Origin of the sequence: Pseudomonas sp. stari2, assembly GCF_040760005.1 — a bacterium.
In the GTDB taxonomy this organism is placed as follows: domain Bacteria; phylum Pseudomonadota; class Gammaproteobacteria; order Pseudomonadales; family Pseudomonadaceae; genus Aquipseudomonas.
In genome coordinates this window covers 3,521,158-3,544,759 of the sequence record NZ_CP099760.1, presented here as the reverse complement: position 1 = coordinate 3,544,759, position 23,602 = coordinate 3,521,158, and the positions used below count along the sequence as shown (strand labels likewise).

Annotated in this window: 21 protein-coding genes and 2 pseudogenes; 10 read left to right on the top strand and 13 right to left on the bottom strand. The window is 56.7% G+C overall.

What is annotated here, in order from left to right; genetic code table 11:
- Positions 1-153 precede the first annotated feature (153 nt).
- Positions 154-1,314 (bottom strand): IS30 family transposase, encoded by a 1,161-nt coding sequence (locus NH234_RS15920; protein ID WP_367253338.1) that lies wholly within the window; start codon positions 1,312-1,314, stop codon positions 154-156.
- An 801-nt stretch (positions 1,315-2,115) separates the two neighbouring features.
- Positions 2,116-2,350, bottom strand: a pseudogene (locus NH234_RS15915) (site-specific integrase); the annotation flags it as partial.
- A gap of 103 nt (positions 2,351-2,453) precedes the next feature.
- Here NH234_RS15915 and NH234_RS15910 point away from each other — a divergent pair.
- From NH234_RS15910 to lpxO, 3 genes are all read left to right on the top strand, one after another.
- Positions 2,454-2,915: an anti-virulence regulator CigR family protein gene (locus NH234_RS15910; RefSeq protein WP_367253337.1), complete on the top strand. Its 462-nt coding sequence runs from the start codon at positions 2,454-2,456 to the stop codon at positions 2,913-2,915.
- A 179-nt stretch (positions 2,916-3,094) separates the two neighbouring features.
- Complete coding sequence (locus NH234_RS15905; protein ID WP_367257191.1) at positions 3,095-3,580, top strand: hypothetical protein; 486 nt, start codon at positions 3,095-3,097, stop codon at positions 3,578-3,580.
- A gap of 572 nt (positions 3,581-4,152) precedes the next feature.
- The gene (gene lpxO / locus NH234_RS15900; RefSeq protein WP_085731269.1) at positions 4,153-5,052 is read left to right on the top strand and encodes a lipid A hydroxylase LpxO; all 900 of its coding nucleotides are present in this window, start codon (positions 4,153-4,155) and stop codon (positions 5,050-5,052) included.
- Between the two features lie 54 nt (positions 5,053-5,106).
- Here the strand turns inward: lpxO and NH234_RS15895 are convergent, their stop codons facing one another.
- A complete protein-coding gene (locus NH234_RS15895) occupies positions 5,107-5,955 on the bottom strand; it encodes a Ku protein (RefSeq protein ID WP_085731068.1) in 849 nt (282 codons plus the stop codon).
- Positions 5,956-6,147: 192 nt separating this feature from the next.
- Between NH234_RS15895 and NH234_RS15890 the strand changes: the two genes are divergently transcribed.
- Both NH234_RS15890 and NH234_RS15885 read left to right on the top strand, forming a co-directional pair.
- Positions 6,148-6,471: a hypothetical protein gene (locus NH234_RS15890; RefSeq protein ID WP_367253336.1), complete on the top strand. Its 324-nt coding sequence runs from the start codon at positions 6,148-6,150 to the stop codon at positions 6,469-6,471.
- Positions 6,472-6,521: 50 nt separating this feature from the next.
- Entirely contained in the window at positions 6,522-7,667 is a 1,146-nt protein-coding gene (locus NH234_RS15885; RefSeq protein ID WP_367253335.1) for a PQQ-dependent sugar dehydrogenase, read from the top strand.
- A gap of 5 nt (positions 7,668-7,672) precedes the next feature.
- Here NH234_RS15885 and rimI read toward each other — a convergent pair whose 3' ends face one another.
- Complete coding sequence (rimI, locus tag NH234_RS15880; RefSeq protein ID WP_367253334.1) at positions 7,673-8,776, bottom strand: ribosomal protein S18-alanine N-acetyltransferase; 1,104 nt, start codon at positions 8,774-8,776, stop codon at positions 7,673-7,675.
- A gap of 92 nt (positions 8,777-8,868) precedes the next feature.
- On the opposite strand from rimI, the gene NH234_RS15875 reads away from it, so the two are divergent.
- Positions 8,869-10,443, top strand: a complete 1,575-nt coding sequence (locus NH234_RS15875; RefSeq protein ID WP_367253333.1) for a RimK family protein — start codon at positions 8,869-8,871, stop codon at positions 10,441-10,443.
- A gap of 7 nt (positions 10,444-10,450) precedes the next feature.
- Entirely contained in the window at positions 10,451-11,374 is a 924-nt protein-coding gene (locus NH234_RS15870) for a magnesium transporter CorA family protein (protein ID WP_119426398.1), read from the top strand.
- On the opposite strand, the gene NH234_RS15865 is transcribed toward NH234_RS15870, so the two are convergent.
- Positions 11,355-11,693: a DUF2834 domain-containing protein gene (locus tag NH234_RS15865; protein WP_367253332.1), complete on the bottom strand. Its 339-nt coding sequence runs from the start codon at positions 11,691-11,693 to the stop codon at positions 11,355-11,357. The genes NH234_RS15870 and NH234_RS15865 overlap by 20 nt on opposite strands.
- A 251-nt stretch (positions 11,694-11,944) precedes the next feature.
- Here NH234_RS15865 and ilvA point away from each other — a divergent pair.
- Positions 11,945-12,946 (top strand): annotated as a pseudogene (gene ilvA, locus NH234_RS15860) (threonine ammonia-lyase, biosynthetic); the annotation flags it as partial.
- 15 nt (positions 12,947-12,961) lie between these two features.
- Here ilvA and NH234_RS15855 read toward each other — a convergent pair.
- Together NH234_RS15855 and eco are read right to left on the bottom strand one after the other, a co-directional pair.
- Entirely contained in the window at positions 12,962-13,267 is a 306-nt protein-coding gene (locus NH234_RS15855) for an NIPSNAP family protein (protein WP_085709756.1), read from the bottom strand.
- Positions 13,268-13,287: 20 nt separating this feature from the next.
- A complete protein-coding gene (gene eco / locus NH234_RS15850; protein ID WP_367253331.1) occupies positions 13,288-13,773 on the bottom strand; it encodes a serine protease inhibitor ecotin in 486 nt (161 codons plus the stop codon).
- A 371-nt stretch (positions 13,774-14,144) separates the two neighbouring features.
- Between eco and NH234_RS15845 the strand changes: the two genes are divergently transcribed.
- Positions 14,145-14,411: a DUF1652 domain-containing protein gene (locus tag NH234_RS15845; RefSeq protein ID WP_007957441.1), complete on the top strand. Its 267-nt coding sequence runs from the start codon at positions 14,145-14,147 to the stop codon at positions 14,409-14,411.
- Here NH234_RS15845 and NH234_RS15840 read toward each other — a convergent pair.
- Positions 14,408-14,806, bottom strand: a complete 399-nt coding sequence (locus NH234_RS15840; RefSeq protein WP_367253330.1) for a hypothetical protein — start codon at positions 14,804-14,806, stop codon at positions 14,408-14,410. The two genes, NH234_RS15845 and NH234_RS15840, sit on opposite strands and share 4 nt — an antisense overlap.
- Positions 14,807-14,897: 91 nt before the next feature.
- Positions 14,898-15,167, bottom strand: coding sequence for a DUF2790 domain-containing protein (locus tag NH234_RS15835; protein ID WP_114882836.1), 270 nt, complete (start codon positions 15,165-15,167; stop codon positions 14,898-14,900).
- A 486-nt stretch (positions 15,168-15,653) separates the two neighbouring features.
- Here NH234_RS15835 and NH234_RS15830 point away from each other — a divergent pair, with 486 nt between their 5' ends.
- Positions 15,654-15,950 (top strand): hypothetical protein, encoded by a 297-nt coding sequence (locus tag NH234_RS15830; RefSeq protein ID WP_367253329.1) that lies wholly within the window; start codon positions 15,654-15,656, stop codon positions 15,948-15,950.
- 100 nt (positions 15,951-16,050) lie between these two features.
- Here NH234_RS15830 and NH234_RS15825 read toward each other — a convergent pair whose 3' ends face one another.
- Genes NH234_RS15825 through NH234_RS15810 form a run of 4 tightly spaced genes read right to left on the bottom strand, consistent with a single transcriptional unit; the run spans position 16,051 to position 23,536 of the window.
- Positions 16,051-17,055, bottom strand: a complete 1,005-nt coding sequence (locus NH234_RS15825) for a tetratricopeptide repeat protein (protein ID WP_367253328.1) — start codon at positions 17,053-17,055, stop codon at positions 16,051-16,053.
- 3 nt (positions 17,056-17,058) lie between these two features.
- Positions 17,059-20,610, bottom strand: coding sequence for a LysM domain-containing protein (locus NH234_RS15820; protein ID WP_367253327.1), 3,552 nt, complete (start codon positions 20,608-20,610; stop codon positions 17,059-17,061).
- A gap of 29 nt (positions 20,611-20,639) precedes the next feature.
- Positions 20,640-21,497 (bottom strand): DUF4123 domain-containing protein, encoded by an 858-nt coding sequence (locus NH234_RS15815; RefSeq protein WP_367253326.1) that lies wholly within the window; start codon positions 21,495-21,497, stop codon positions 20,640-20,642.
- The gene (locus NH234_RS15810) at positions 21,488-23,536 is read right to left on the bottom strand and encodes a type VI secretion system tip protein VgrG (protein ID WP_367253325.1); all 2,049 of its coding nucleotides are present in this window, start codon (positions 23,534-23,536) and stop codon (positions 21,488-21,490) included. Before NH234_RS15810 ends, NH234_RS15815 begins: the two co-directional genes overlap by 10 nt.
- Positions 23,537-23,602: the final 66 nt, after the last annotated feature.

Sequence of the window (23,602 nt, the reverse complement as noted above, 5' to 3'; positions counted from 1 at the left end):
TTGTGTCTATAATTGGCAGAGAACGGATAGGAGCCGCCAACCAGATGCCTATGAAACCTGGGCCGACTCAGAGTCGGCCAATTTCAGCCATTGTTGACCGGCAGCTATGGGTCGGTAGCCGCCATTGGCAAACGTCCGCTTTTGGCTGTGGATTCAACCGGTCGATGCAACAGATTGGCCAAATCGTTCTGCCGGTGTTTCGTAGTCTAGTGTTTTCCGAGGGCGGCTATTTAGCTGCCTTGCGACTTCATTGAGCGTGGCTTGCGAGTGATCCGCAAGGTCGGTTCCTTTCGGGAAGTACTGCCTTAACAACCCGTTGGTGTTCTCATTCGATCCCCGTTGCCAAGGACGATGAGGATCGCAGAAGTAGACCTTGATGTCGGTAGCCACCGTAAAGCGCTTATGGTCAGCCATCTCTTTGCCGCGATCCCACGTCAGCGATTTGTAGAGTTCTTGGGGTAAGTAGCGGGCGTTTTCGATCAGGGCGCTGATGACCGTCTCGCTATCCTTACCGTCCAATTTCACCAGCATTACGTAGCGGGTATGACGCTCAACAAGAGTGGCAATTTGGCTGTTCCTGCTACCGCACAGCAGGTCACCCTCCCAATGACCTGGAACCGCCCGATCCTTAGCCGCGGCTGGGCGTTCGCGGATCGATACCGCGTCAGTGATTCGACCGTGATTTTCTTTCTTCTGCGTGTGATGGCGCGAGCGACGCATGGCCCGCGTGCGCCGTAAATGCTCAAGCAACTCCTTCTTCAGAGCCCCGCGAGCCTGTATGAAGAGCGTGCGATAGATCGTCTCGTGTGACACCTGGTAGCTCGTATCATCCGGGTAGGTACGCTTCAACCAACCGGCAATTTGTTCCGGTGACCACTGCAATTGAAGCTTGTCTGCAACAATTTGCGCCACCGTTCGGTTCTCAACAAGTTTGCACACCTTAGGTCGATGGGCACGATCCCAGGCAGCCTGATCAGCTTGATTAGCCCGGTAGCATCCTTGACCACCGTTGCGTCTGATCTCACGGCTGATCGTAGAGACTGCTCGCCCTAGCAACGCAGCCATGGAACGGATCGAGTTACCTGCCACCACGGCACGCGAAATCTCTTCACGCTCAGCCAACGTCAGCGCCAATCTGGATCTGCGGCGTACAGCGGGTCTGATACCGCCTGTTTCCGACAAGATGCGCTGTATCGATGAATGGTTTCGATCAAATAGTTGGGCGATGTGCTGGAGAGAGTCGCCTTTCTGCCAGTGATCCCACATCAGCTTTTTCTGGCTTTCGGTGTAATAGATCCGCGGTCTCTGCTTCATCTGCAACACTCCTTCTGCTTACACAGAATTTAGTTGTGTTGCATCGACCGGTTGAATCCACAGCCGATAGCGGCCTCTGAAGACTGATAGGTGGAATTCCTGCCTATGTTCAATTGGCCCCTATACCTAGCCCAGGCGTGGGCACCCTTTCTAGCCAGGGCCCCCATGATCTGGATCCACCGATCCTTTCTGCCTAGCTAGATGAGGCGACAGTAACCAGTGATAGATTCATGTCAATCTGTAGCCTATCTATCTACCACGTCCGGTCCGTCATCCTTGATCCATGCTCCGTACTGCTAACTGATCATCGTTCCATGAGTATGGCTTAACTGATCGGAGATCCAGTCGACTGGCGCACGGTGACGGCTAGGCCTCTTTACAGCCCGATTTTTTCCGCAATTTATTTTGAGGTGCTGATTTTGCTGTCTTGGAGCGGATAAGAAAAGTGTGTGATGCGGAAAAATAATATCTCTAAGTACATGATTTAAAAGAAGAAAATAATGGACTTAAAATCCCGTATTTTGTAAGCCAAGCGCAATTTGCTTTCCGGTTGTCTAGCTTTGGTCAAAAGGCAGGCGAGGAAGTGCCAAGGAAAGAATATTTCCCTGGCAGAGGGGGAGAAATCGAAAGCCTGTCAGTCCTAAAGCTGATACCAATTTTGATACCAAAAGCTGCTAAAGGGCGTATTCTCGTGCGATCTCGTGCGTGCTAACTGACTGATTTTATTGCGCTTGTAGTCGCATCAGGATGCATTCAAGATCGCATCGTGATGTTAGCTGTGGAGATCAATTGCTTTACCTATCAATGGGTTGCGAGCCGCACATTTGGCGCTTGGGCCACTTTTGGGGCATTTTGGAGCTTTTTCTTCTCGGGCACGGACACCGTCAGCGTCGAGCCAGCGGGCGTGGGGCGAGAGCAGCCTCTGGACGCAGCGTCCAAGCTGTTGGGCAATAAAGGCGGGATTCATGCCAGACATTGCGCGCATTGTCGCATAAGTAATGCGGCAGTTGTATGGCGGACGATAACGAACCTCCAGCCCAGTCGGCGGCGTCGCGTCCTTCGTTCACTCCGCACAGACGCTAAAACCTGCAATATCGTCTAGGTTTCAACAAGGGATTTTTTTTCACTGAGGAACAGCCATGTTTAAAGCACGCTTACTTGTCGCAACTCTTACCAGCCTGGCCTTGGCGGCAAGTTCGGTGACGGCGTTGGCTGATCCGGGAAATGACCATGGCAAAGGGAATGGAAAGGGCGGACAGCAGAACAGTCAGGGCCACGGCAACCAGGGCGGGAAATACAAGGGTGCGAGCTCAGGACACTGGGACAATGCACCGGTTGTCGATCGAGGCGGTGTCCTGGGCGTGCTCAACGGTTACAGAGATTACTGGAGCCCGGGCCCTGCGCTACCACCGGGCATTCAGAAAAAACTGGCGCGCGGTAAACCCTTGCCACCGGGTATTGCCAACAAACTGGATGGTCGGCTGGCCGGCCGGTTGCCTCACTACGACGGATATGAGTGGCAGCAGGCGGGAACGGACCTGATTCTGGTGGCTATCGCCAGTGGGATTATCTACGAAGTCTTGAACGGAGCGTTCGACTAGCCCGGTTTTGTAGCGCCGGGTTCGGATGTTTCCTGACCATTTCACGGGTAGCAATAGCGACATGTTCTCACCCACTTTTTATGTGAGGTATTGCTGCCTTGTCTTATCGCTCGTGGTTGAACTCGATGTTCCTGAGTGCGTCCTAGATGGCAGTAAAATCAACCTTTGTGGATGCCATCATGCGTTTCAAAAGTAAAAACCTCGTTGCCGTCATGTCGTGCGTAATGATGTTTGCTGCGGCGCCGTTGCTGCCTGCCGGAATGTCCGTCATGCCCTCCGCCTATGCCAAGGATGGCGGTGGTCATGGTGGTGGTAACGGTGGTGCGGGTGGCGGTGGCGGCAGTCACGGTGGCGGTGTCGGCGGTGTCGGCGGTGCCGGGCATAGCGGCGATAGCGCCGGGCACTCGGCCAGCGCTTCCAATAATGGTCGTGCCGAAGGCCAGGAGGCGGATCATGAAGGCAGAGCCGTTCGGGATCACGGTGTGAGTGGTCAGCACACGGGACGTGACCACAACGCTGACCGTGGACACGGCACAGCGACTTCAGGTGTTGCACATTCTAAAGCGACACGGGGCTTGTCGAAGGCGACGGCGATCTCGGCTACAACGCCTGGCGATCACAATACCAAGGGATTGAGAAAGGCTAGCCTTTCAACCTCCAAATAAGCGCGGCTCACGGCCCGCCAGGTCGATTGGTTTCATTGAACCTCTGGCCTGGCGGATCATCCGTATCTCGCTTCAGCATTTGCGGCACTCTGCTTCAGTCCCCCGGGCCAGTCATTTGTTGTGGCCGGGTTCCTATCTGCTCCGATCCTGAAAAGTCCTGCCAGGCACACGAACATTCAGAGACAAACTCTGCAGTGCTCTTCTGAATTCTTCGGTCTGGCTCCAGGAAATCAACGCCTCATGCTGCCGTCAGCACCACGTCTGGCGCACTGCCGCCACTTCTTTTCGTCGAACTCAATCTGCCGTAACGCTGATGTCACTGGCATGGCTGGCGCGCGCGCGAGCGCAACGGCTGCCGTTTGGCCGATTCAGCGGACAGTTTTTCACAGATGAGGTTCACCATTGGTTACAAAGTATGGCTAAAATGCCATCCGATCACCCAATAGCCGCTAACGGCAAGGGCTCAAGGAAGTGCCACCGGGACAGTATTTGTATTCATGCCACTGCATCAGACCCTGGGCCAACGGCTGGCAGGCGCGCAGTTTGTTCACTTTTGACGTGTGACGATTTCCGTGAAACTCATCATTGCTGCTATTTATGTCATTTCCATTGCATACGTTCACCTGCGTGGTCGTGTGCGTCACAAACTGGGCCGTCAGTTGAGCGATCACTCGACGTTTCTCGCGCCGATCAACTGCTTCCTTTATCTGTTTTCGAAGAAACCGAACAAACCCTACCTCGACCCGAAGGACTTTCCCGATCTGAGCCCGTTGCAGGCCCATTGGGAAGAAATCCGCGAGGAAGGTCAGAATCTTCTGCGTGCCGGTGCGATCAAGCGTTCGGACCAGTACGACGATGTCGGTTTCAACTCTTTCTTCAAGACTGGCTGGAAGCGTTTCTATTTGAAATGGTACGGCGACAGTCACCCGTCGGCGCTGCAACTGTGCCCGCGTACCACTGAACTGGTGCAGAGCATCGGCTCGATCAAGGCGGCGATGTTCGCCGAACTGCCGCCAGGCTCGAAACTGGTGCGTCACCGTGACCCGTATGCCGGTTCCTACCGTTATCACTTGGGCCTGGAAACGCCGAACGACGCCGGTTGCTACATCAACGTCGATGGCGAGAACTATCACTGGCGCGACGGCGAAGCCGTGATGTTCGACGAGACCTACATTCACTACGCCGAAAACACCACTGACAAGAACCGCATCATCCTGTTCTGCGACGTCGAGCGCCCGATGAAATATCGCTGGGCAGCCGCGTTCAACGGCTGGTTCAGCCGTACTGTGATGTCGGCGGCCGGTGCGCCGAACGATGCGGGCGACCGCACCGGCGGTATCAACCGCTTGTTTACCAAAATCTACAAGGTCCGCCTGCGCGGCAAAGAGCTGAAAAAGCGCAATCGCGCGCGCTATTACCTGGAAAAGTGGGCGATCTTCGGTGGCCTGCTGGCGATCTTCATTCTGATCTGATAACTGATCTGATCAATCGGGCGACTGTTGAAAGACAGTCGCCCGATTTCATTTTCACGACGCTTTTTTGGTCTTTTTCGCCGGGGTTGTCTTCTTCGCTGGTTTGGTCGGTGATTTCCCGCCGAGACTGCGTTTGAGCAGTTCGGTCAAGTCGATCACATCCGCAGACTTGCGTTCTTCTTCGCCCTCAAGGGTCTCAACGTCCTCGATCTTGCCTTCATGGGCCTTCTTGTCCACCAGGGCCATGATCTTGTCTTCAAACTCGTCGCGGTAATCCTCGGGATTCCAGTCGGCGCTCATGTCTTCAACGAGTCGTTTGGCCATGTCCAGTTCGGCTTTCGCCAGTTGCGGTTTGGTCACTTCGCTGCCCAGCGCCAGTTCATCAAGGCTTCTCACTTCCTGTGGCCAGCGCAGTTTCACCAGCACCAGTGCCGACTCCAGCGGCATCAGCGCCGCCAGGTACTGACGTGTGTGTAACACCACACGGGCGAGGGCGACTTTTTTGGTTTTGCTGAGGGTTTCGCGCAGCAATGCGTAAACCTTGCCACCGCGCTTGTCCGGTGCCAGGTAGTAGGGCGTGTCGATGTTTTGCAGCGGGATCTGCTCGCTGTCGATGAAGGCGAAGATGTCGATGGTCTGGGTCGACACCGGGTGCGCCGAACGGATTTCCTCCTCGCTGAGCACCACATACCGGCCCTTTTCGAACTGCACGCCTTTGACGATGTGCTCCTTGGTGACTTCCTTGCCAGTGATCTTGTTGACCCGTTTATAGCCAACCGGGTCCATGCTGCGGCTGTCCAGCCAGTCAAAGTCCACGCCCTGGGACGAGGTTGCCGAAACCAGCGCCACGGGGATGTGCACCAGACCGAAACTGATTGCGCCTTTCCAGATTGCCCGAGCCATGGTGCCGTTCTCCGAGTGATGTTCGGGTGACCTGTGGCCCGGCGCAAAAGTTTCCGTTGTTTGCGCGACGCCGGTAAACGACAGGTCAAGCCGTGTTACATCTTGTTTATCGATCACGGGTTAACAAATCCGAACCCTCGGCGTAGCGTGGACTCGAAGGCTCTAATCCACGCGCATCGAGAGAGGCCGTCCATGAACCGTATTCTGCTTGGCATCGCATTGCTGGCCCTCAGTGGCGGGGCGGTTCATGCCGATACCCTGTTGCTGGCGCAAAGCCCGACCGGCAACAGCAGCAACCCCTACAACAGCCCGATTCACCGGGCCAATCCCAACAGCATGCAGGGTACGCAACCAGCCAACCCGGTGATCCGCGGGCCGAATACCGTCCCCGTCCCTCGACCGCCCACCGTGGAAAACGGCGGCATCGGCAATGGCCAGCCACTGCGTTCGGTGCCGAGCACACCGCCGAAATTCATTCCCAATCCACCCGCCCGTGACGGCGACAGCAACCGTTGAATGGCAGAACCGTTTCTGTCAGCCCTTCAATCGAACAAAAGGAATCGTGCATGTTGCGTAAAACCCTTTTAGCCGGCCTGTGTGCCAGCGCAGTTATCTGCGGCCCGGCATTCGCCGCCGCTCCCAAGGAACTACAAAGCGAGCAGGGCACACTTGAAGTCACGACGATTACTCAGGGGCTTGAGCATCCATGGGCGCTCGCGTTCCTGCCGGATCGACAGGGCATGCTGGTGACCGAGCGTCCGGGCAATCTGCGGGTAGTGGGTGTGGACGGCAAGCGATCGGCGCCCATCGAGGGCGTTCCGAAGGTCTGGGCCAAGGGGCAGGGCGGGTTGCTCGATGTGGTGCTGTCGCCAGACTTCAAACAGGACCGTCTGGTGTACCTGTCCTACGCCGAGGGCGGCGGCGCCGGTGACAAGGCCGGGACGGCGGTCGGGCGCGGGCGCCTGTCGGATGATCTGAAAACCCTGAAGGACTTCAACGTTATTTTCCGTCAGGAACCGAAGCTGTCGGTCGGCAATCACTTCGGCGCGCGGCTGGTGTTCGACCGGGACGGGTATCTGTTCATCACCCTCGGTGAAAACAACGACCGGCCTACCGCGCAGGATCTGGACAAGCTGCAGGGCAAAGTCGTGCGGATCTATCCGGACGGCAAGGTGCCGGATGACAACCCGTTTGTCGGTCAGTCCGGTGTGCGTCCGGAGATCTGGTCCTATGGCCATCGCAACCCGCAGGGTGCAGCGCTCAATCCATGGACTGGCACGTTGTGGGAGAACGAACACGGCCCGCGCGGTGGCGACGAGGTGAACATCATCGAGCGCGGCAAGAACTACGGCTGGCCGCTGGCAACTCACGGCATCAACTACTCGATGCAGCCCATTCCGGAAGCCCAGGGTAAAACCGCCGAAGGCACTGTCGCACCGCATCATGTCTGGGAAAAATCACCCGGCGTCACCGGCATGGCGTTCTATGATGCCGATCGTTTCAAACCCTGGCAGCACAACGTATTCATCGGGGCGCTTGCCAGCCAGGAACTGATCCGGCTGCAATTCGACGGTGACAAGGTCGTGCATGAAGAGCGTTTGCTGGGCGACTTGAAGCAACGCATCCGGGATGTGCGCCAAGGGCCGGACGGCTATCTGTATCTGCTGACAGATGAGTCCGACGGTGCTCTGTACAAGGTCGGACTCAAATGAACGCATCATGCGGGTGAGCGGGCGTAGAGCACCACCGCCGCCCGCAGCTTGCCGCGCCCGAACCGGCACATTTTTTCGAACTCCCCATGGCTGACCGGCACGTGCTGGCAGTCCATGGGCTGGCGATGTTGGCTGTGGTCGACATCCGGGTCGTGCAGGTAGACGAAATCTTCGTCGCAATCGGTGACGATCACCCAGTGTGGCGATTTGGAGCGGGTCAGACGATAGCTGCTGATCAACACCAGCGGCTGTCCGCCAGCGTTGAGCAGGCGGGGCAAGTCCAGTGCGGTGCCGATGATTTGATCAACGTCGGTGTCGTTCAGTTGTGCCATGAACTCATCATGCACAAGGCGCATGACGTCTTTTTTATGCGCGTCGCGCACGCCGTCGAGAAACAGCGGCCCGGTCATGCTCAGTTGCAAATGCACGCGAAATCCTCGGCGCCATGCCGCCAACGCCAGACCCTGAGGGCTGCAACCGCCGTGACCGGCGGTCATGAACACGGTGGTCGCTTCGCGCCAGAGCTGTAATTCCTCTCGGCGCTCCAGCAAGCGATCAGCTTGCAATGCGCCCATGGCCATCAGCAGGCACGCCGGGCCACAGGTGAAATCGGTGGTTTGCCGGTAATAGGGCACCTTGATGCTGCGTGAGTCGTGGTGTTGAAGGATTCGCTTTTCCAGGCGCAAAGCGTCCGCATGGTCTTCGTAGTAGTCGTGAATCAGCGCAAATCGCCGATAGCCACTGCGTTCATACAACGCGATGGCGGCGGGGTTGTCAGTGCGCACCTCTAGCCGCAGGTAAGCGCAGTCGTGCTCTAGGGCGCAGGCCTCGATTCGCTGCAGCAATTGCTTGCCCAGGCCACCGCCCCGGGCTTCGGGGGAAATAGCGATGGAATACAGCCGCGCAAGCGAAGTACCGCGATGGAACAGTACCAGCGCATAGCCCAGCAGTTGCCTCTCGCGTTCGGCCACCAACAACTGGCCGTTCGCCCGGGTAATCATCCATTGAAAGCTGCGGCGGGTGAGCCGGTCCGTGGTGAAGCAGTGCATTTCCAGTGCCAGCAGCGCCGCTAAATCATCAACTGTCGCCAAGCGAAAAACAGTGTTCATATGACCGCCGTAAAAGTTGCGTAACGAAACGGGACTTTCGAAAAAGTTCGTGCTTAATAGAAAAGGTCTTGTTCTCCAACGGATCAATTTCTATGTCAGCGGTACAGGGTCATTGGCGCGAAGTATCCAGTCAAAGTTTGCCACCGGCAACTTATTTAAAACCGCAAATCAGAACTTCCAGTCAAGTGTTGATCATCGTCGAACGCAAGGAAGACTGGGCCTCGTACTTTCCCAGCGAAGACATCCTCACGGCTCAGGAATACCTCGAACAACCGCCCGACAGCGAGCCGGGAAAACGGGTGCAGGTCATCAATTTGTGCCGCAGCTACAAGTATCTGGGCCACGGCTATTACTGCTCGCTGCTGGCAGAAGCCCGGGGTCACAAGGTGATTCCGTCGGTACGGACTATCAGTGAACTGACCAGGAAATCCCTCTACGGCCTGGCGCTGGATGACCTGGATAAAACCCTGGAAAAGGCCCTCAGTCATCATCTCTACAGCGATACCGAAGGGTTTACGCTGACACTTTATTTCGGCAGAACCCATATCGAGCCGTTGCAGGATCTGGCCCGACAATTGTTTGAAGTGTTCCCGTGTCCGATTCTTTTAGTTGAGTTTCGTAGAACTAACGGCTGGCACATCGAAGGCATAAAGTCCGGTGTGCTGCACAAGTTGCGCGACGATCAGGAAGATCAGTTCGCCAATGCGCTGGACGGCTTCAGCCGCAAGGTCTGGCGTGTTCCGCGTTCACCGCAAGTGGCGCGTTATGACCTGGCGATCCTGCACGATCCGCAGGAAGCCTTGCCGCCGTCCAACGCCCGGGCGCTGGAAAACTTCGTAAGGGTCGGCAAAGGCATGGGCATCGATGTCGAACTGATCGAACGCAAGGACTACGCAAGGCTCGCCGAGTACGACGGCTTGTTGATCCGAGAGACCACCAGCGTCGACAACCACACCTACCGTTTCGCCAAGAAAGCAGAAAGCGAAGGGCTGGTGGTGATGGACGACCCGACGTCGATCCTGCGCTGCACCAACAAGGTCTATCTCACTGATTTGCTCAACAGCCACCAACTGGGTATGCCGGCCACGGAAATTCTCTACAAGGAACGACCGGAGGACTTCGAACGGGTCGGCGAACGCCTGGGTTTCCCGTTGGTGCTGAAGATTCCCGATGGCTGTTTCTCTCGGGGGGTGATCAAGGTCGAGAGCCAGCAAGCTTTGCTGGAGGCCACCGCCGAACTGTTCGAACATTCGGTGCTGTTGCTGGCCCAGGAATTCTTCTACACCGAGTACGACTGGCGCATCGGCGTGCTCAACCGCAAACCGATCTTCGCCTGTCAGTACTTCATGTCCAAGGGCCATTGGCAGATCTACAACCACAAGGCCAAGGGCCAGGACGTCAACGGCGAATGCCGCACGCTGGCGATCCACGAAGCGCCGCGTGCGGTGGTGGAACTGGCGGTGAAGACTGCCAACCTGATCGGCGACGGCTTATACGGCGTCGACCTGAAACAGGCCGGCGACAAAGTGGTGGTCATCGAGGTTAACGACAACCCGAACCTCGACGCCGGCATCGAAGACGCTTACCTGCAAGACGATCTGTATTCGCTGGTGCTGGACGAGTTCGTGAGGCGCCTGGAACTCAAACGTCGCGGCCAGGCCTGGTGACCGGCCGATGATCAACAGCTTTGCACTGAGCCACGGCGCGTTGCAGCGGGTTGAACGGCTGGACGCCGAGGTGATGTTATTCAGCGACCCCGACGCGGCTGAACGCGACCTGCTCCACAGTCACTTCAAACTGGATGAGCATGCTCTGGCCTCTGCGCTGGACCCGGACGAGGTGTCGCGGATCGAGTTTCATCCGGATCACTTGTTTCTGATCTGGAAACGCCCCGAGAACTACTCCGGGGGCGGCAGTCTGGCGTTCGAGGTGTCGTCCTGCGGTTTGCTGTTTTCGCCGGGCCAGTTGCTGGTGATCGCCACCGACGACACGCCGCTGCACGGTCTCGGCACGGGCCGGCCACTCAATACGCCACTGGATGTGTTGCTGGACCTGCTGTTCAACAACATCCATCACTACCTCGGGCACCTCAAGGTGATCAAACTGGTCGCCCGGGAGTTGCAGCAGAAATTCAACGCCTCGATGCAGAACCAGCATCTGGTGCAGATGTTCAACCTCAGCGAAAGCCTGATCTATTACATCAACGCGCTGCACAGCAACGGCGCGGTGCTGACGCGGCTGCGCAACCACGCCGAAAAACAACATTTCGGAAGCGAAGCCATTGGCCTGATCGACGACCTGATCATCGAAAACAACCAGTGCTACAAGCAGGCGGAAATCTATTCCACGGTGTTCTCCGGGCTGATCGACGCCCGGGGCAACCTGATGAACAACAGCATGAACAACCTGCTGCGCAAGCTGACGCTTATCAACGTGGTGTTCCTGCCGCTCAACCTGATTGCGAGCATCGGTGGCATGTCGGAATTCAGCATGATGACCGCCGGCACGCCGTGGTGGGTGTCGTACCCGTTGTTCCTGGCGGCGATGCTGCTGGGGGCGGGCGGGATGCTGTTCGGGCTCAGGCGTCTGGCGAAATGACGGCGGCCGGGCGTTTGCGATCCTGCAGGCCACGGACCACGAGGTACAACAGCGGCCCGACCGAAACAAACACTGCTGTCAGCAACAGATACGGCACCACCGACCAACCCGACTGCCCGCGCTTGCGCGCATCCTTGTACATCCAGACGCCGGCCAGGGTCGCCAGCAGATAAAGATCGATCACCACCTGTGCGGTGTCTGGCCGCGACATCAGACTGATGCCGAAATCGATCAGCGATTGCTCGGCTTGCAGCATCACGCTAACGGTGTAGCCACTGAAGGCGATCAAAGCAGTGAGGGGCAGGGCGATGGACATCATGTATTCCTTCCTTGGTCAGATGAGCGAAAGGCCAGCCTACAGACCCAACGCAAAAATCGCCATTGACTTGCCAGCAATGCCCGAGCTAATTTCGGGGCCATGACTTCCACCGTATTGCGCTGCCAGCCAAGCATTATTACCGCCATTCCTCATTTGGCGGGCTAGCTCACGACTGCAGCACCCAACCCGCCCTAGAGGCGGGTTTTTACTTTCTGTCTCCGGGGTTTTGAATAAAAAGTCAGGAGACGACCATGCGCCACAGCCCCGACCAGCAAGCCTTGCTTGAGCAATACGTGAAAAAGATCCTCGCCGCGCCGGTGTATGAACTGGCGGTGCGCACGCCGCTGCAACCGGCGCCGGCGCTGTCCGAGGCGCTGGGTAATCGGATCCTGCTCAAGCGCGAAGACCTGCAACCGACGTTCTCTTTCAAGATCCGTGGTGCCTACAACAAACTGGTGCAGTTGAGCGACGAGCAGAAGGCGCGCGGAGTGATCACGGCGTCGGCGGGCAATCATGCGCAAGGCGTAGCGCTGGCGGCGCGGGAACTGGGCATTACCGCGACCATTGTCATGCCGGCGACCACGCCTGAGTTGAAAGTGCTGGGCGTCAGTAGTCGCGGAGCCGAGGCGTTGTTGCATGGAGAAAGCTTTCCGTTCGCCCTGGCCCACGCGCTGCAACTGGCCGAGCAGACGGGAAGAACCTTCGTCTCGCCGTTCGACGATCCCGATGTGATCGCCGGCCAGGGCACGGTTGCAATGGAAATCCTGCGTGAACATCAGGGCGCTCTGGACGCGATCTTCATCCCGGTGGGCGGTGGTGGTTTGATCGCCGGTATCGCTGCGTATGTGAAATATCTGCGGCCGGAGGTGCGGATCATCGGCGTGGAGTCGGAGCACTCGGCCTGCTTGAAAGCTGCGTTGCAAGCGGATGCGCGAGTGGTGCTGCCCAGCGTCGGCACCTTCGCTGACGGCGTGGCAGTGGCGCAGATCGGCGCCTATGGGTTCGAGATCTGTCGCTTCTGCGTGGATGAAGTGATCACCGTCAGCAACGATGAACTCTGCGCAGCGATCAAGAATATCTACGACGATACCCGCTCGATCACCGAGCCTTCCGGCGCGTTGGCGGTTGCGGGTATCAAAAAGTACGTGGCGCAGACCGGCGCACGGAATCAGACGCTGATCGCCATCGATTCCGGCGCCAATATCAACTTTGACAGCTTGCGCCACGTCGCCGAGCGCGCTGCGGCCGGCGACGTGGCCTAAGGATGTTCAGGGCAGCAGCGGGCGCAGGAAGCTGCGCTCGTAGCTGATGATGAACTTCTTCTCCATCAGGTCCGCCACCAACGCGGTGCTTTCCGGGTCGGTCAGTGCAATGTGGCGATAGCTTTCGTAATCCGCCAGCGACGGAAAACTGAACAGGCAATACGCGATATTGCTCGCGCCTTCCGAGGGCAGGAAGTAGCCGTGATGCGTTCCGCCCAGCCGTTCGACGATGCCTAGCCACGTCTTGGCGTAGGCTTCGAATGCGTCCAGCTGGTAGGGGTCAATCACGTATCTGACGTGGCAGGTAATCAATGCCGATGCTCCTTGGCCAGTTACTCGGGAATGGCAACGCCAACCTTGTCCGAAGCCGACCAAATGCGATAGCGCACTTCGACATCCGTCGGTGCGTAAACCACGATCGGCAGCTTGCTGTTGTAACGCACGGTGAAGCCGTCACCGATCACTGGTACGAACGCGCGTTTTTTCTGAGTGCCGGGCGGACAAGCCATCAGCGTGCTCATCGGGCCGCTGACTTTCTCGAGGCGGTAGAACGGATAGCCCCAGCCTTCGAGGTTTTTCTCTTCGAGGGTGCCGCCCAGGCGCTGGCGGTTGCAGTCCACCTCGAGGGTCTTGCCGGCGAGGATTTCGACTTTGAAGTTGTCTTCCTGGGCCTGTTGCGGCAGGTGAATGACCTGGCGGGTGAAGCCCGCTTCGGCTTTAGGGTAGGGCGCCGTGTCTTCAAGTTTGGCGGCGTGGGTGAGGGTGGAGACGCTCGCGAGCATCAGGCCGGCCGTCGCGTAAACAGTGAAATTTCCCATTGAAGCCTCCTGGCGGGTGTACGTTGGTTGACGGGCATTCTCACTGCCATGGGCGATGAATGCAAACCGCCAGCCGCTTGCAAATTGCAGTGCCTGCACAATCGAATCTTGCATTTTGCAACTGGCCAGTTGCCTGTCTTTTTGCCAAGCCATTGATTTGCAAGAAGGTGAATGCGACCCGATGAAAGGCACGTTTTATGCGTCGATTTGGTGCGGTGCACCGAGTTCGGGCGCCTACACTCCAATGGGCATTTCGCATCACAGCCGCTAGTCACACCCAAGGATTCAGCGGGGATACACCCGTGGGAAGCCGTGGCAACGGTCGACGTGAATACTTGATTGGCAGTCTCACAGTAAGGAGAGGTTTCGCCATGTTTCTGTCTGCCTTGGAACTCCGCAACATCATAGAAAGCAGCTTTCTACCAAAACGCTGCCAGTGCACGCTGTCCCCGGATCTGTCGATGACCGTCAAGGTGTATGGCGATCACCAGACCGATCAGGTTGAGCTGCTGGTGAGTGGCATCGATGCCAGTCACTTGAACAGCTGTCGCGAAATCAACGGCCTGATCGCCGGGTTGCGCTCGGATCTTGCGCAACACTCGGCAACTCATTCAGTGCCGCGATCCCGAGTCGTCTAACCGACTGTTTCACCCAGTTCGACCGTCACGCGCCGGGCCTGCAAGAAGCCAAGGCCCAGCGCGAACTCGACCAGCACCGCGAGCAGAATCCCGGGGCCGGCGTGGCCGTTGAGCCATTCAGCAAACCCCAGCACCGCCAGGCCAAAACAGCCGACGATAAAGCCGTTGCTCAGCGCATTGCGCGCGATCGACACCGGCGCGTTGCGCACCAGATAAAACATCACCCCCAACGCTGCGAACAGCACCGCCATGCGTCGTGCGACAAATCCTGCTGCCTCGGAGTATTCAATGCTCCAGATCGAAAGCAGTATTTGCGGCACGAGGCCCCAGGCCAGCGCCAACAGGAAACACAGGGAAAAGGTGATGGTCGACAACGTGCGAAACGACAACTGCATGGCGAATCCTTGCGGCAGTGAGGAGGGGCCTCGAGCATAACCTTCGAGACCCTTGCCCGCCTACCGCAAAGCCGCAAATCAGAGCTTTCTGTCAGTTCTGGAAGTCGCAGGCGTCAGACATTTTCCGGTAAGTGATTTCCTCGGGTTTGCCTGACGTATCGATGTACTTCATGTCGGCATCAATGACTTTGCAGACCCTTGTTGGCTGCTCGGTCATCGAAACCACCTTCGCCACGTGCAGCGGCATGCCGTACTGGTAGGGCACGGCTTTGGAAGTGGTTGTGGTGTCATTGGCCTGGGCCAGCCCGGCAAACGCAGTGCAGGCGAGGGCGGTGGTGAGCAGGAACGGACGAATGTTCATGGAGAGACTCCCGTGCGACGGAAAGAAAGCCCGGCGTGAAACACGCCAGACCTGCCGCACTGGGCGTCAGCATCGGCTGAGAGCGTGCGGATGACTAGAGTCTTTGACCACGGCGTTAAGCGAGGGTTAACCCGGCTGAATGCCGGCTGTCTGACGGGGGATTGTTTCTCTGGGGATTCTCGGCGCCTTCCTACAGGAACCGGTGCCTTGTCTGCTTCCGGAGGCTGGAGCGGGGCGGTTATGGTTTTGGTGTCGCTGCAAAATCAGCGGCTCAGGTTTGGTCGCCTGATAACTCGACACATCTTGTGCCATCATTCGCGCCGCGGACATTCGTGTCTTCGGAGTACATTGCTGTGGCGGCTGTGTGCAGGGGCGCCTTCGGGCGAGCTGATCGGGTTTCTCAGTTGACCAAGCCTTGCATACAGTCCGCCTCCCATCGTTTGGTCACGGTGTCGGCGGGTCATTGAAGCCTATCGAGTAATTCCAATGCCAATACTGAAACTTAGCTCCGCCCGCTATCTCCCGCTCAACAGCGGCGTCACCGACAGCGCACCGCTGGTGATCGACACCGAAGCCAACCCCCAAGACATCTTCGAAGCCGCCGTCCAACGCGTACGCGCCGCCGCCGACCTGCTCGAAACCCTGCATTGCCTGTGCTTCAAACACGCCGATGTCCAGGACATTCCCCACATCACCCATGCGCTGTATTTGTTGGCACAGGACGGCAATGATTTGCTGCAGGTTGCGCAGCAGCGGATGTTGAACTGGCAGGCGCTGGTTTGATGCTGTAACTAAAAAAGCGGAAGGAGTGAGGCATCAATGCACTTCATTCCTTCCGCTTTTTCTATACGCGACCTTTTGAATTCCGTAGGAGAAACTCGAACTAGTTTCCAAGCTTGTCAGGGAAAAAGGAGAGCGGCGGGTGAGTGGCTTTCCATTCTTTAGCCACTATCTTTGATTCTTCGATTTGTGCGGGAGTCATTTTTTCACGAATCTCTTCACCTTTTCGCTCAACATACCTTCCAATTCCACCGCTGTCATCAAGTTCTCCAAGCAAGGTGAACAGTGCGTAGCCTTTGACCAAGTCTAGTGAGTAACCAACTTTGTCAGGCGTATGCGCTACGTAGGCACCGTAATTGCTTATGGCAGCCTGATCACCAGTTGCTGCGGCAATCTCTAGCCAATGGCGAATATTTGCCATATCTCCTTCTTCGAATAGAATTTGAAGATAGTCCATCATGGCTTTTGGATATCCGCCCTCAGAGGAAAGTAATAACCATTTTTTAACAGAAGCATCACGTTTTCCGGGAATCAGAAAGAATCCTTCGCCTTGTCGTTCGCTAACAGCCATCCAATATTGTGCAAGCGAATATCCGGCGTTAGCGGATTTTTCCAACCATTCCCGATTCAGTGTGATTTCATACATTAGGTATAGCGATTCAGGATCACCTTTCTCCGCTCTTGGAAGAACTAAGTCTTTAGCGAGTGAAAACCATTCGGCTTGTGTTTTTTTGGTTGGAGGGCAATTTCCAATTTTTTCACAAAGGTCATTTTTTGTTCGGCCCAGTTGTATCATTGCATATACGTTATTGTTTTCTGCTGCAGTCTCATACCAGTGTTGCGCTTCTGGAGACATGTAACGACTTTTCTTGCGAAGCGCTTCTCCTAGGTAATATTGTGAGTCAATACTCCCGCTGCTGGCCTCGCGCTCTAGTTCTTGAATTGCAGAGTCCAACTTTAATTGATTGTACAGAATTATGCCTTTCTGTTCTTTTTGTGCGGCGCTTGAGAGGGGGCTGGCAAATACGGCACTGCTCAAGACTGTTAGAAACAAATATGTGATTGCTAGTGTTGTGTTTTTTTTTGCTTTCAATTGTAAAGGTGCCATTTATTAGTAACCCTTTAAAAATGGTGTTGCGCCGCTAGGAGAGTAGTTGGGGTGCGGAATATAGTTTTGTTCGCAGAATTCGGCAGAATTGGCGCCAAGTAGTTTTACATGGGACTTGTAGTGCTTTCGGGCTTCAACGCTGGTGTCATCGAAGAGTGCGCGTACGCTTTCGGACATGAAGCTATCCAGTAGCATCCGATTTTTGCAGTAAGACATTTTTGCGTTTTTATCTTTTATGCCGAATTCGTTCATAGACATGCACGCAAACTCAAACTGACTTTGTGCTTTGTCGATAGTGTTCGTTTTTTTTGCGTTGGTAACGATCCAATCAAGAATTCGTTCAATGGCTTTTTGTTGCAGAACGTGAGCCTCAGCTTGGTTGTACACCCGCTTTTCATCAGCTACTCCATTAGTTCCTGATGCCGCAGTGATAGTGAACGCTTCCGGAGTGCTAATTAAGGTTCTGAACAAGGGCCCTAGAGCATCCGGAATGGCATTGATGCACCATTCCTCAAGAGCTTTTTTGTCACTGTAATACATGATTGTGTCCGCAATCGGCCCCCCCTTGCCACTCCGAGTCAACGCTTCATACAGACTCATCACAACATCCCAACGCATCATGTACGCCATCGCCACATTCAATCCAGCAGCGCCCAATGCGTTAAGCGCTGAAGCATATTCGCTCGCTTCAGGGGCCATCCATTCGACTTTACGGCCTTTGGTTTTATGCAGTTCTTTTCGATACAAGTTGATGATGTCAACCACCGCCTCATACCCAATCTCGAACTTAAAGCTGCCGTTAGCACCAGGCCCCAGTACCACTGCTGCTTTCAGGTTGAGAATAAAGCGTCCGTTATCGAGGGATATCTGCGCAGTTCCCTGGAACCCAGCACCCAGCGCAACCCCGACAGAGCCACTCAGCTTGGCGAGGGTCAGCCATGGGTTGGTTTTCTTCGCGTCTTTATCGCTGCCGATACCCATGGTGGGTGCGGTGCGCAGTGCGACGAGGTCTTTGGGTGGCGCCCAGTTCAATGCGCCGGTGAGCTCGATGGCCGCTTGCAGACCTCCGAAAACGTTGAAGGTGGCCTTTGCCCCGTTTTCAATTTGCACATTGGCTTTTTTGCCGGTGAGCACCTGGCCTGTGCTTTTGGTATCGACATAGGTACCGGACGTTGATTTGTGTTCAAGGTCGGGAGTAGGGCTGTTATCACCGCTGTCGGCCTTGGCCTTCTTGGCGGCATCGTGATCTGCACGTTCTTCTTTGGCCGAGGCGTCTTCGCGCTGTGCGCGTTTGACGGGGCTGAGGGTTGCTCCGTATTTGACGTTGCCGAGGATAGGGTTCAACTCGACGCTACCGGCCAGCAACAGCGAGGCGCCGGCGTAGCCCCAGGCCTTTACACCAAAGTGAAAGGAGAATCGGCCGAAACTCATTTTCTGGGCTTTGCCGTCCAGGAGGTAATCCAAGGTGATGTCTTTGGCGCTTTCCTTGGCGGGCATGTCGACTTTCATCAACTGCACTTCGCCGCGGGCAAGGTCGAGGCTCAAGCCCATGTTGGCCGACATCTGAAAACCTTCGGCGGCAGTCATTTTCGGACCTTCCAGCTTCACCTCACCGTGAATGCTTGGCTGGGGAGGGGTCAGGCAGCGGACAAATTGAGCCTGAGGGCTGTTATCGAACAGTCGGACTTTGCCACGCACGCTTTTCTTGAAGACCAGTTGCTGAAGGTGCTTTCCCCAACTGGTCAAAGTTGCGCTGTTCTCCAGTTCAGTGACCTTGTAGCCCTCCTTTTTCAGATAAGCGTAAAAGTCATTGGCCTTGAACCAGCCTTTTTCATCAAAACAGTCACCTGTCTGATCGCTGAACTTCATCGCGCCCTGCGCAACAAGCCATTGGCGGAACGAACTGGTTTCGCTGTTTTTATCCGAGTCCTCTGTGGCATCGGTGGGCACGCTTTCGCCCATCTTCTTGTAGGAACGGCCAGCTTTTTGTGCATCCTCCGCCATGATTTTTTTGAAGTCTTTCAGGTTCGTCATGCTGAACCAGCCCAGGGGCGTGCCCTTGGCATCCGAGAGACTGACTTCACGTAAAGGAAACCCGGGTTTAACCATGCGGTCGACGGGTTTGGGCTGGAACTCTTCCGGTTCCCAGATCAGATGGCGCCCCGGTTTGGCCGCGATCACATTTTGCTGGGCTGTTGCCTGCAGGTCGTCCTTGATTTTCTGCAGGCGATCCCACTCGGCTCGTTCGACGTCAACCAGGCCCGCCGGTGCTTGGGCATTTTGTCCGGTGGCTTCGATCCAGCGTTTGTATTTTTCCTGGAGCTGTGCGGTTATTTCCGCCTGTTTCTTCTCGGTGTCCATGTACAACTTGAATTGCGCAATGCCCGATGGCAGGCCGTCACTGATCAGCGCGAACTCTGGAAGCGCGATACCGTATTCTGAAACTCTGATAATGGATTCGGTGTAATCGTGGTAATTCAGCGCGTCGGCGTTCTTGTGCAACGTGTAAGCGTAAGCGACGAGGTCGGCGGTGCAGTCGGTCATGCCGGTGCAGATGTTCTCGTAACTTTTTTTCTTCTCAGCGAGGGCCTTGGCGACATCTTCGAGTGACACCTGCTTGAAGTCTTTATTGGCGAATAGCTTTTTCCGGGCCTCGAGATACGCTTGCACGCGGGCACGGGCTTCAATTGCATCCTTGGAGTACAGCGTACCGCTTTCGTAGGAGTAGCCTTCAAGCTTTGCAGCCGCTACAGCCTCTTTTTTCAGCGTAAGCCATTCAGCCCGCCGTTTGTGAAAGTCGACAAATTCTTTGCGGATACTTTCCTGACCTGCTATGTCCGCATTCAGACGGTCCATACGAGACTGCGCAGTGTCTTCCTGAGGAGGTTGCGCAGGAGCGGCCGCGGGTTTGTTTCGATTGGCTTCGTTCTGTCTCTTTTTGGCGGTGGCGGGATCGATTTCGATCTCATCGCCCATTGCTTCGAACTCTTCCATGCGGGCACGTTTTTCGCCTTCGAGGAAGTTGCTCAACTTGGGTTCGAGGAAATACTCGAGCAGACCTGACTCTTGCAGTCCGTTGAGACGCGCATCGCGGGCCTTGTTCGGCGCAATCATTTTCTCCAGGGCGAACATCGATTCTTTAATGGCAGACACTGCACGCTCAGGGAGCAGCCAGAACTCTTGTTCCTCTGTTGCATAAATGGCGCTGGCGTACGTTTTATCGCACGCACGGGCAAAGGGTTTGTAGGTTTTTGAGGACCCCTCTGGAGCGTCCTTGACAGGGTCCAGTTCAACCAGGTCTTCGGCCGAACACTGAGCCGGCGCATTGGCGGATGCCTGGGCAGGCGCTTGAGACGTAGCGGGTGCCTCAGCAGCCGGTTTGGCTGACGCGGCTTGCGCGCTTTTCGGTACGCTCAGATTCCATCCGACCTTGACGTTGTCCGGATTGGTGATGAAGGGATTGAGTTGGCGCAGTTGGGCCACGGTGCTGTTGTAGCGTGAGGCAATCTGGCCCAGGGTTTCGCCGGGCATGACGGCGTGATTCGTGATTTCCATGGTGATTCCGTTCTGTTGTCGCGTCGCCGTTAACGTTGGGCGACGGCGGCTGATTCCAGGAGCCGATCTACTTTGATAAACGACTCATCCTTTGATTGCAGGATCGCCATGATCTCAGGCTGCGCTTCAAACAGGGGGCCGTTTACGACATGACCCAGCTTGAGCAGGTGGTCGCCGTCATAAATGTTGCTGTTGAGCAGCAGGTCGAGATTGTCAGCGATATCGTTCAAACGATCCTCGCCGGGCTCGCCAAACGCCTCGTACTCTTCATCCACCCAATACACCCATCCAAGGCGCGCCTGAACTTGAGCGGCCGCCATCGGAAGGTTGAATGCCGCCTGGTCACCCAACCATGTCGATTCCGCGTTGGCCACCCAGGCTAACCATGGACCACGTTGTTGGCCGAAGTTTCCTGGCGCGGGGGCATAAACGGCAGACCAGCAACCCAGCAACTGATCGAAAGTCTTTTCGGCGGTGTAGGCCAGCGCTGCCCACAGGCTCGGTTTGTGGTAACTCAGCAAGCTTTGCCCCCCGGAACCGTCGTTGGCTTTGATCAGCCAGCGTGCATGAGCCAAAGCTTTTTCAGGGTCAGGTGTCGAGATCGCAATGCCCGAAAAGTGTTCTTCACAGAGTTTTGCAGCTTCTGCGGCCAGCTTGCTGCCTCTAGGGGCGACCAGCCACAAGGGACCATCGGGTATCTCGGCAAATTCCGTTCGGAAAAACAGCCCTTCGCAAACTACGGGCTCACCCACTCGGTAGAGCCGGCTCATGGCCTGCGGCTGAAGCCCCTGGTCGAAGATGAAACACAGCGATGGGTTCGCTGCCGGCAAGTCCGAGAAGTTATAGCGAGGCTCTTCCAACAAAGCACTCAGCGCTTTTACATGCATGTGCAATCCTTACGGCTGCAAGCGCCGTTACTCTGTTTTCCGCACAGCGGCGTGATGCCTGATTCGTTCAGGCGGGCGGGCAGCGGTGCTTTCCCAGCCTTATCCGCATCCACCACCTTCATCGGCCCCGGCAACAACGGTGCTGCCGGTGTACCCACGCCCGGTGCGCCGCCGGTGTTGATCTTCACTTCGGCGCCGCTGATGGTCACGCCGCCGGCATCGGCTTTGACGAAGCTGCCACCGGCCTTGGCGGTCAGTTCCATTGCGCCTTCGATCACGACTTTCTGACCGGCGTAATAGTGGATTTCGGTTCCAGCCTCGACCAGCTGCGCCGTGCCGACCTTGAGGTGCTGGGTCACTGCGACGGTCAGGTGATCGTTGGCGCGCATTTCACTGATGCGGTTCAGGTGAGTGATGCGGTGCTCTTCGACCTTGAACTCGCTGTAGGTGTTGGCTTCAACGGTGTCATGCCGCTCATTGCCAACGCGAATTTTCTGGTCGTGCTCGATGTTTTCGTCCCAGTCGCGCTGGGCGTGGATGTAGATCTGTTCCGCGCCTTTCTTGTCTTCGATGCGGAATTCGTTGTAGCCCTTGCCGCCCGGTGAACTCAGGGTCTTGAAGGTGCTGCGGGTCTTGTTCGCCGGCAGGTCGTAAGGGACGACGTTTTCCTTGTGGTACAGGCAGCCGGTCACCAATGGCTGGTCGGGGTCGCCTTCAAGGAAGGTCACCAGCACTTCCATGCCGATTCGTGGAATGGCGATGCCGCCGTAGGCAGCGCCGGCCCAGCCGCTGGCGACGCGCAGCCAGCAGGTGGTCTTGTCGTCGGCCTGGCCTTCGCGGTCCCAGTGGAATTGCACCTTAACGCGGCCGTACTGGTCGCAGTGGGTTTCTTCGCCCGCGGGGCCGGTGACGATGGCGGTCTGGCTGCCGAGGACTTTCGGTTTCGGGTGTTCGAGGGCAGGGCGGTAGTGGGCGTCCCACGGGGTGGCCACGAACGAGTTGCGGTAGCCCTGGTGGAAATCGCTCTTGTTGTCGGTGACGTCGCTGGTGACGTTTTCGCCGAGCACTTGTGGTTGCTTGCCTTCGTGGAAGATTTCCAGCAGCAGCCACAGGTCGTTCCATTCGGCGCGCGGGTGTTCGGCCAGGGTCAGGAAATGGCCGCTGGTCAGGGTCGGTTCGTCACCTTTGCCTTCGGCGAGTTTGTAATCGCTGCGATGGCGTTCCAGCGCGCGGGTCGAGAGGAACTTGCCGCGCTCGCGGGTGGTGAAGCGGCCGGGGTAGTCGTAGTCTTCCAGGTCCGGGGCGAACGCGGACTTGACGGCACCTTCGGGCAGGATCTTCGGTTTTTCGAAATCGTAGTCGCGGCGGCTGACGCGGCTGGTGCGGGTTTCCAGGCGCAGGTTGAAGCGTTTGATCACCGGTTTGTCAGCGGTCATGCCGGAGTCTTGCTGGTAGTTGACCGGTTGCAGTTTGCGGAACACGGTCTGGTCATCGCCGAACACCAGTTTGTGGCCGCTGCTGCTGTGCTGGAAGTGGAAGTGAATGCCTTCCTCTTCGCACAGACGCTGGATGAAATGCAGGTCGGATTCGTCGTACTGCACGCAGTAGTCGCGCTGCGGGTACTCTGCGCCGAGCTGGAAGCTATAGGCATCGGCCAGGATGCCGCGCTCTTCCAGCACCTGGGCAATGATCTTCGGCACCGTCAGTTGCTGGAAGATCTGCTGGTCATGGTTGTGCCGCAGGTAGGCCAGCTGTGGCACCAGGCTGAGGCTGTAGCGGGTCAGGGTCTTGCCGGAATCGCCTTGCTCGATGCGATACACCAGGCCATGAATCTTGCCCTCGCCAGTGGCGCCGAAGGTCAGGCAGCCGGGCTTGTGCAGGAGTTCTTCGAGGTTGAGGTCGGGACGGGCGCTGACCAGTTCGAGGTCGAAACGGAACGGTTCGTTGAGGGCTTCGCGACCGGTGAAGCTGAGGACTTGCAGATCGGCGGAAGCGCCTTCGAGCGTGAGGGTAATGTGGGTAGCATTGGCGTCCAGCATGCCTTGATTTCCGTCCATTGAATAAGCAAGGGACGGATGGTGCAGGATTAGCCGGGCTCGTACAAC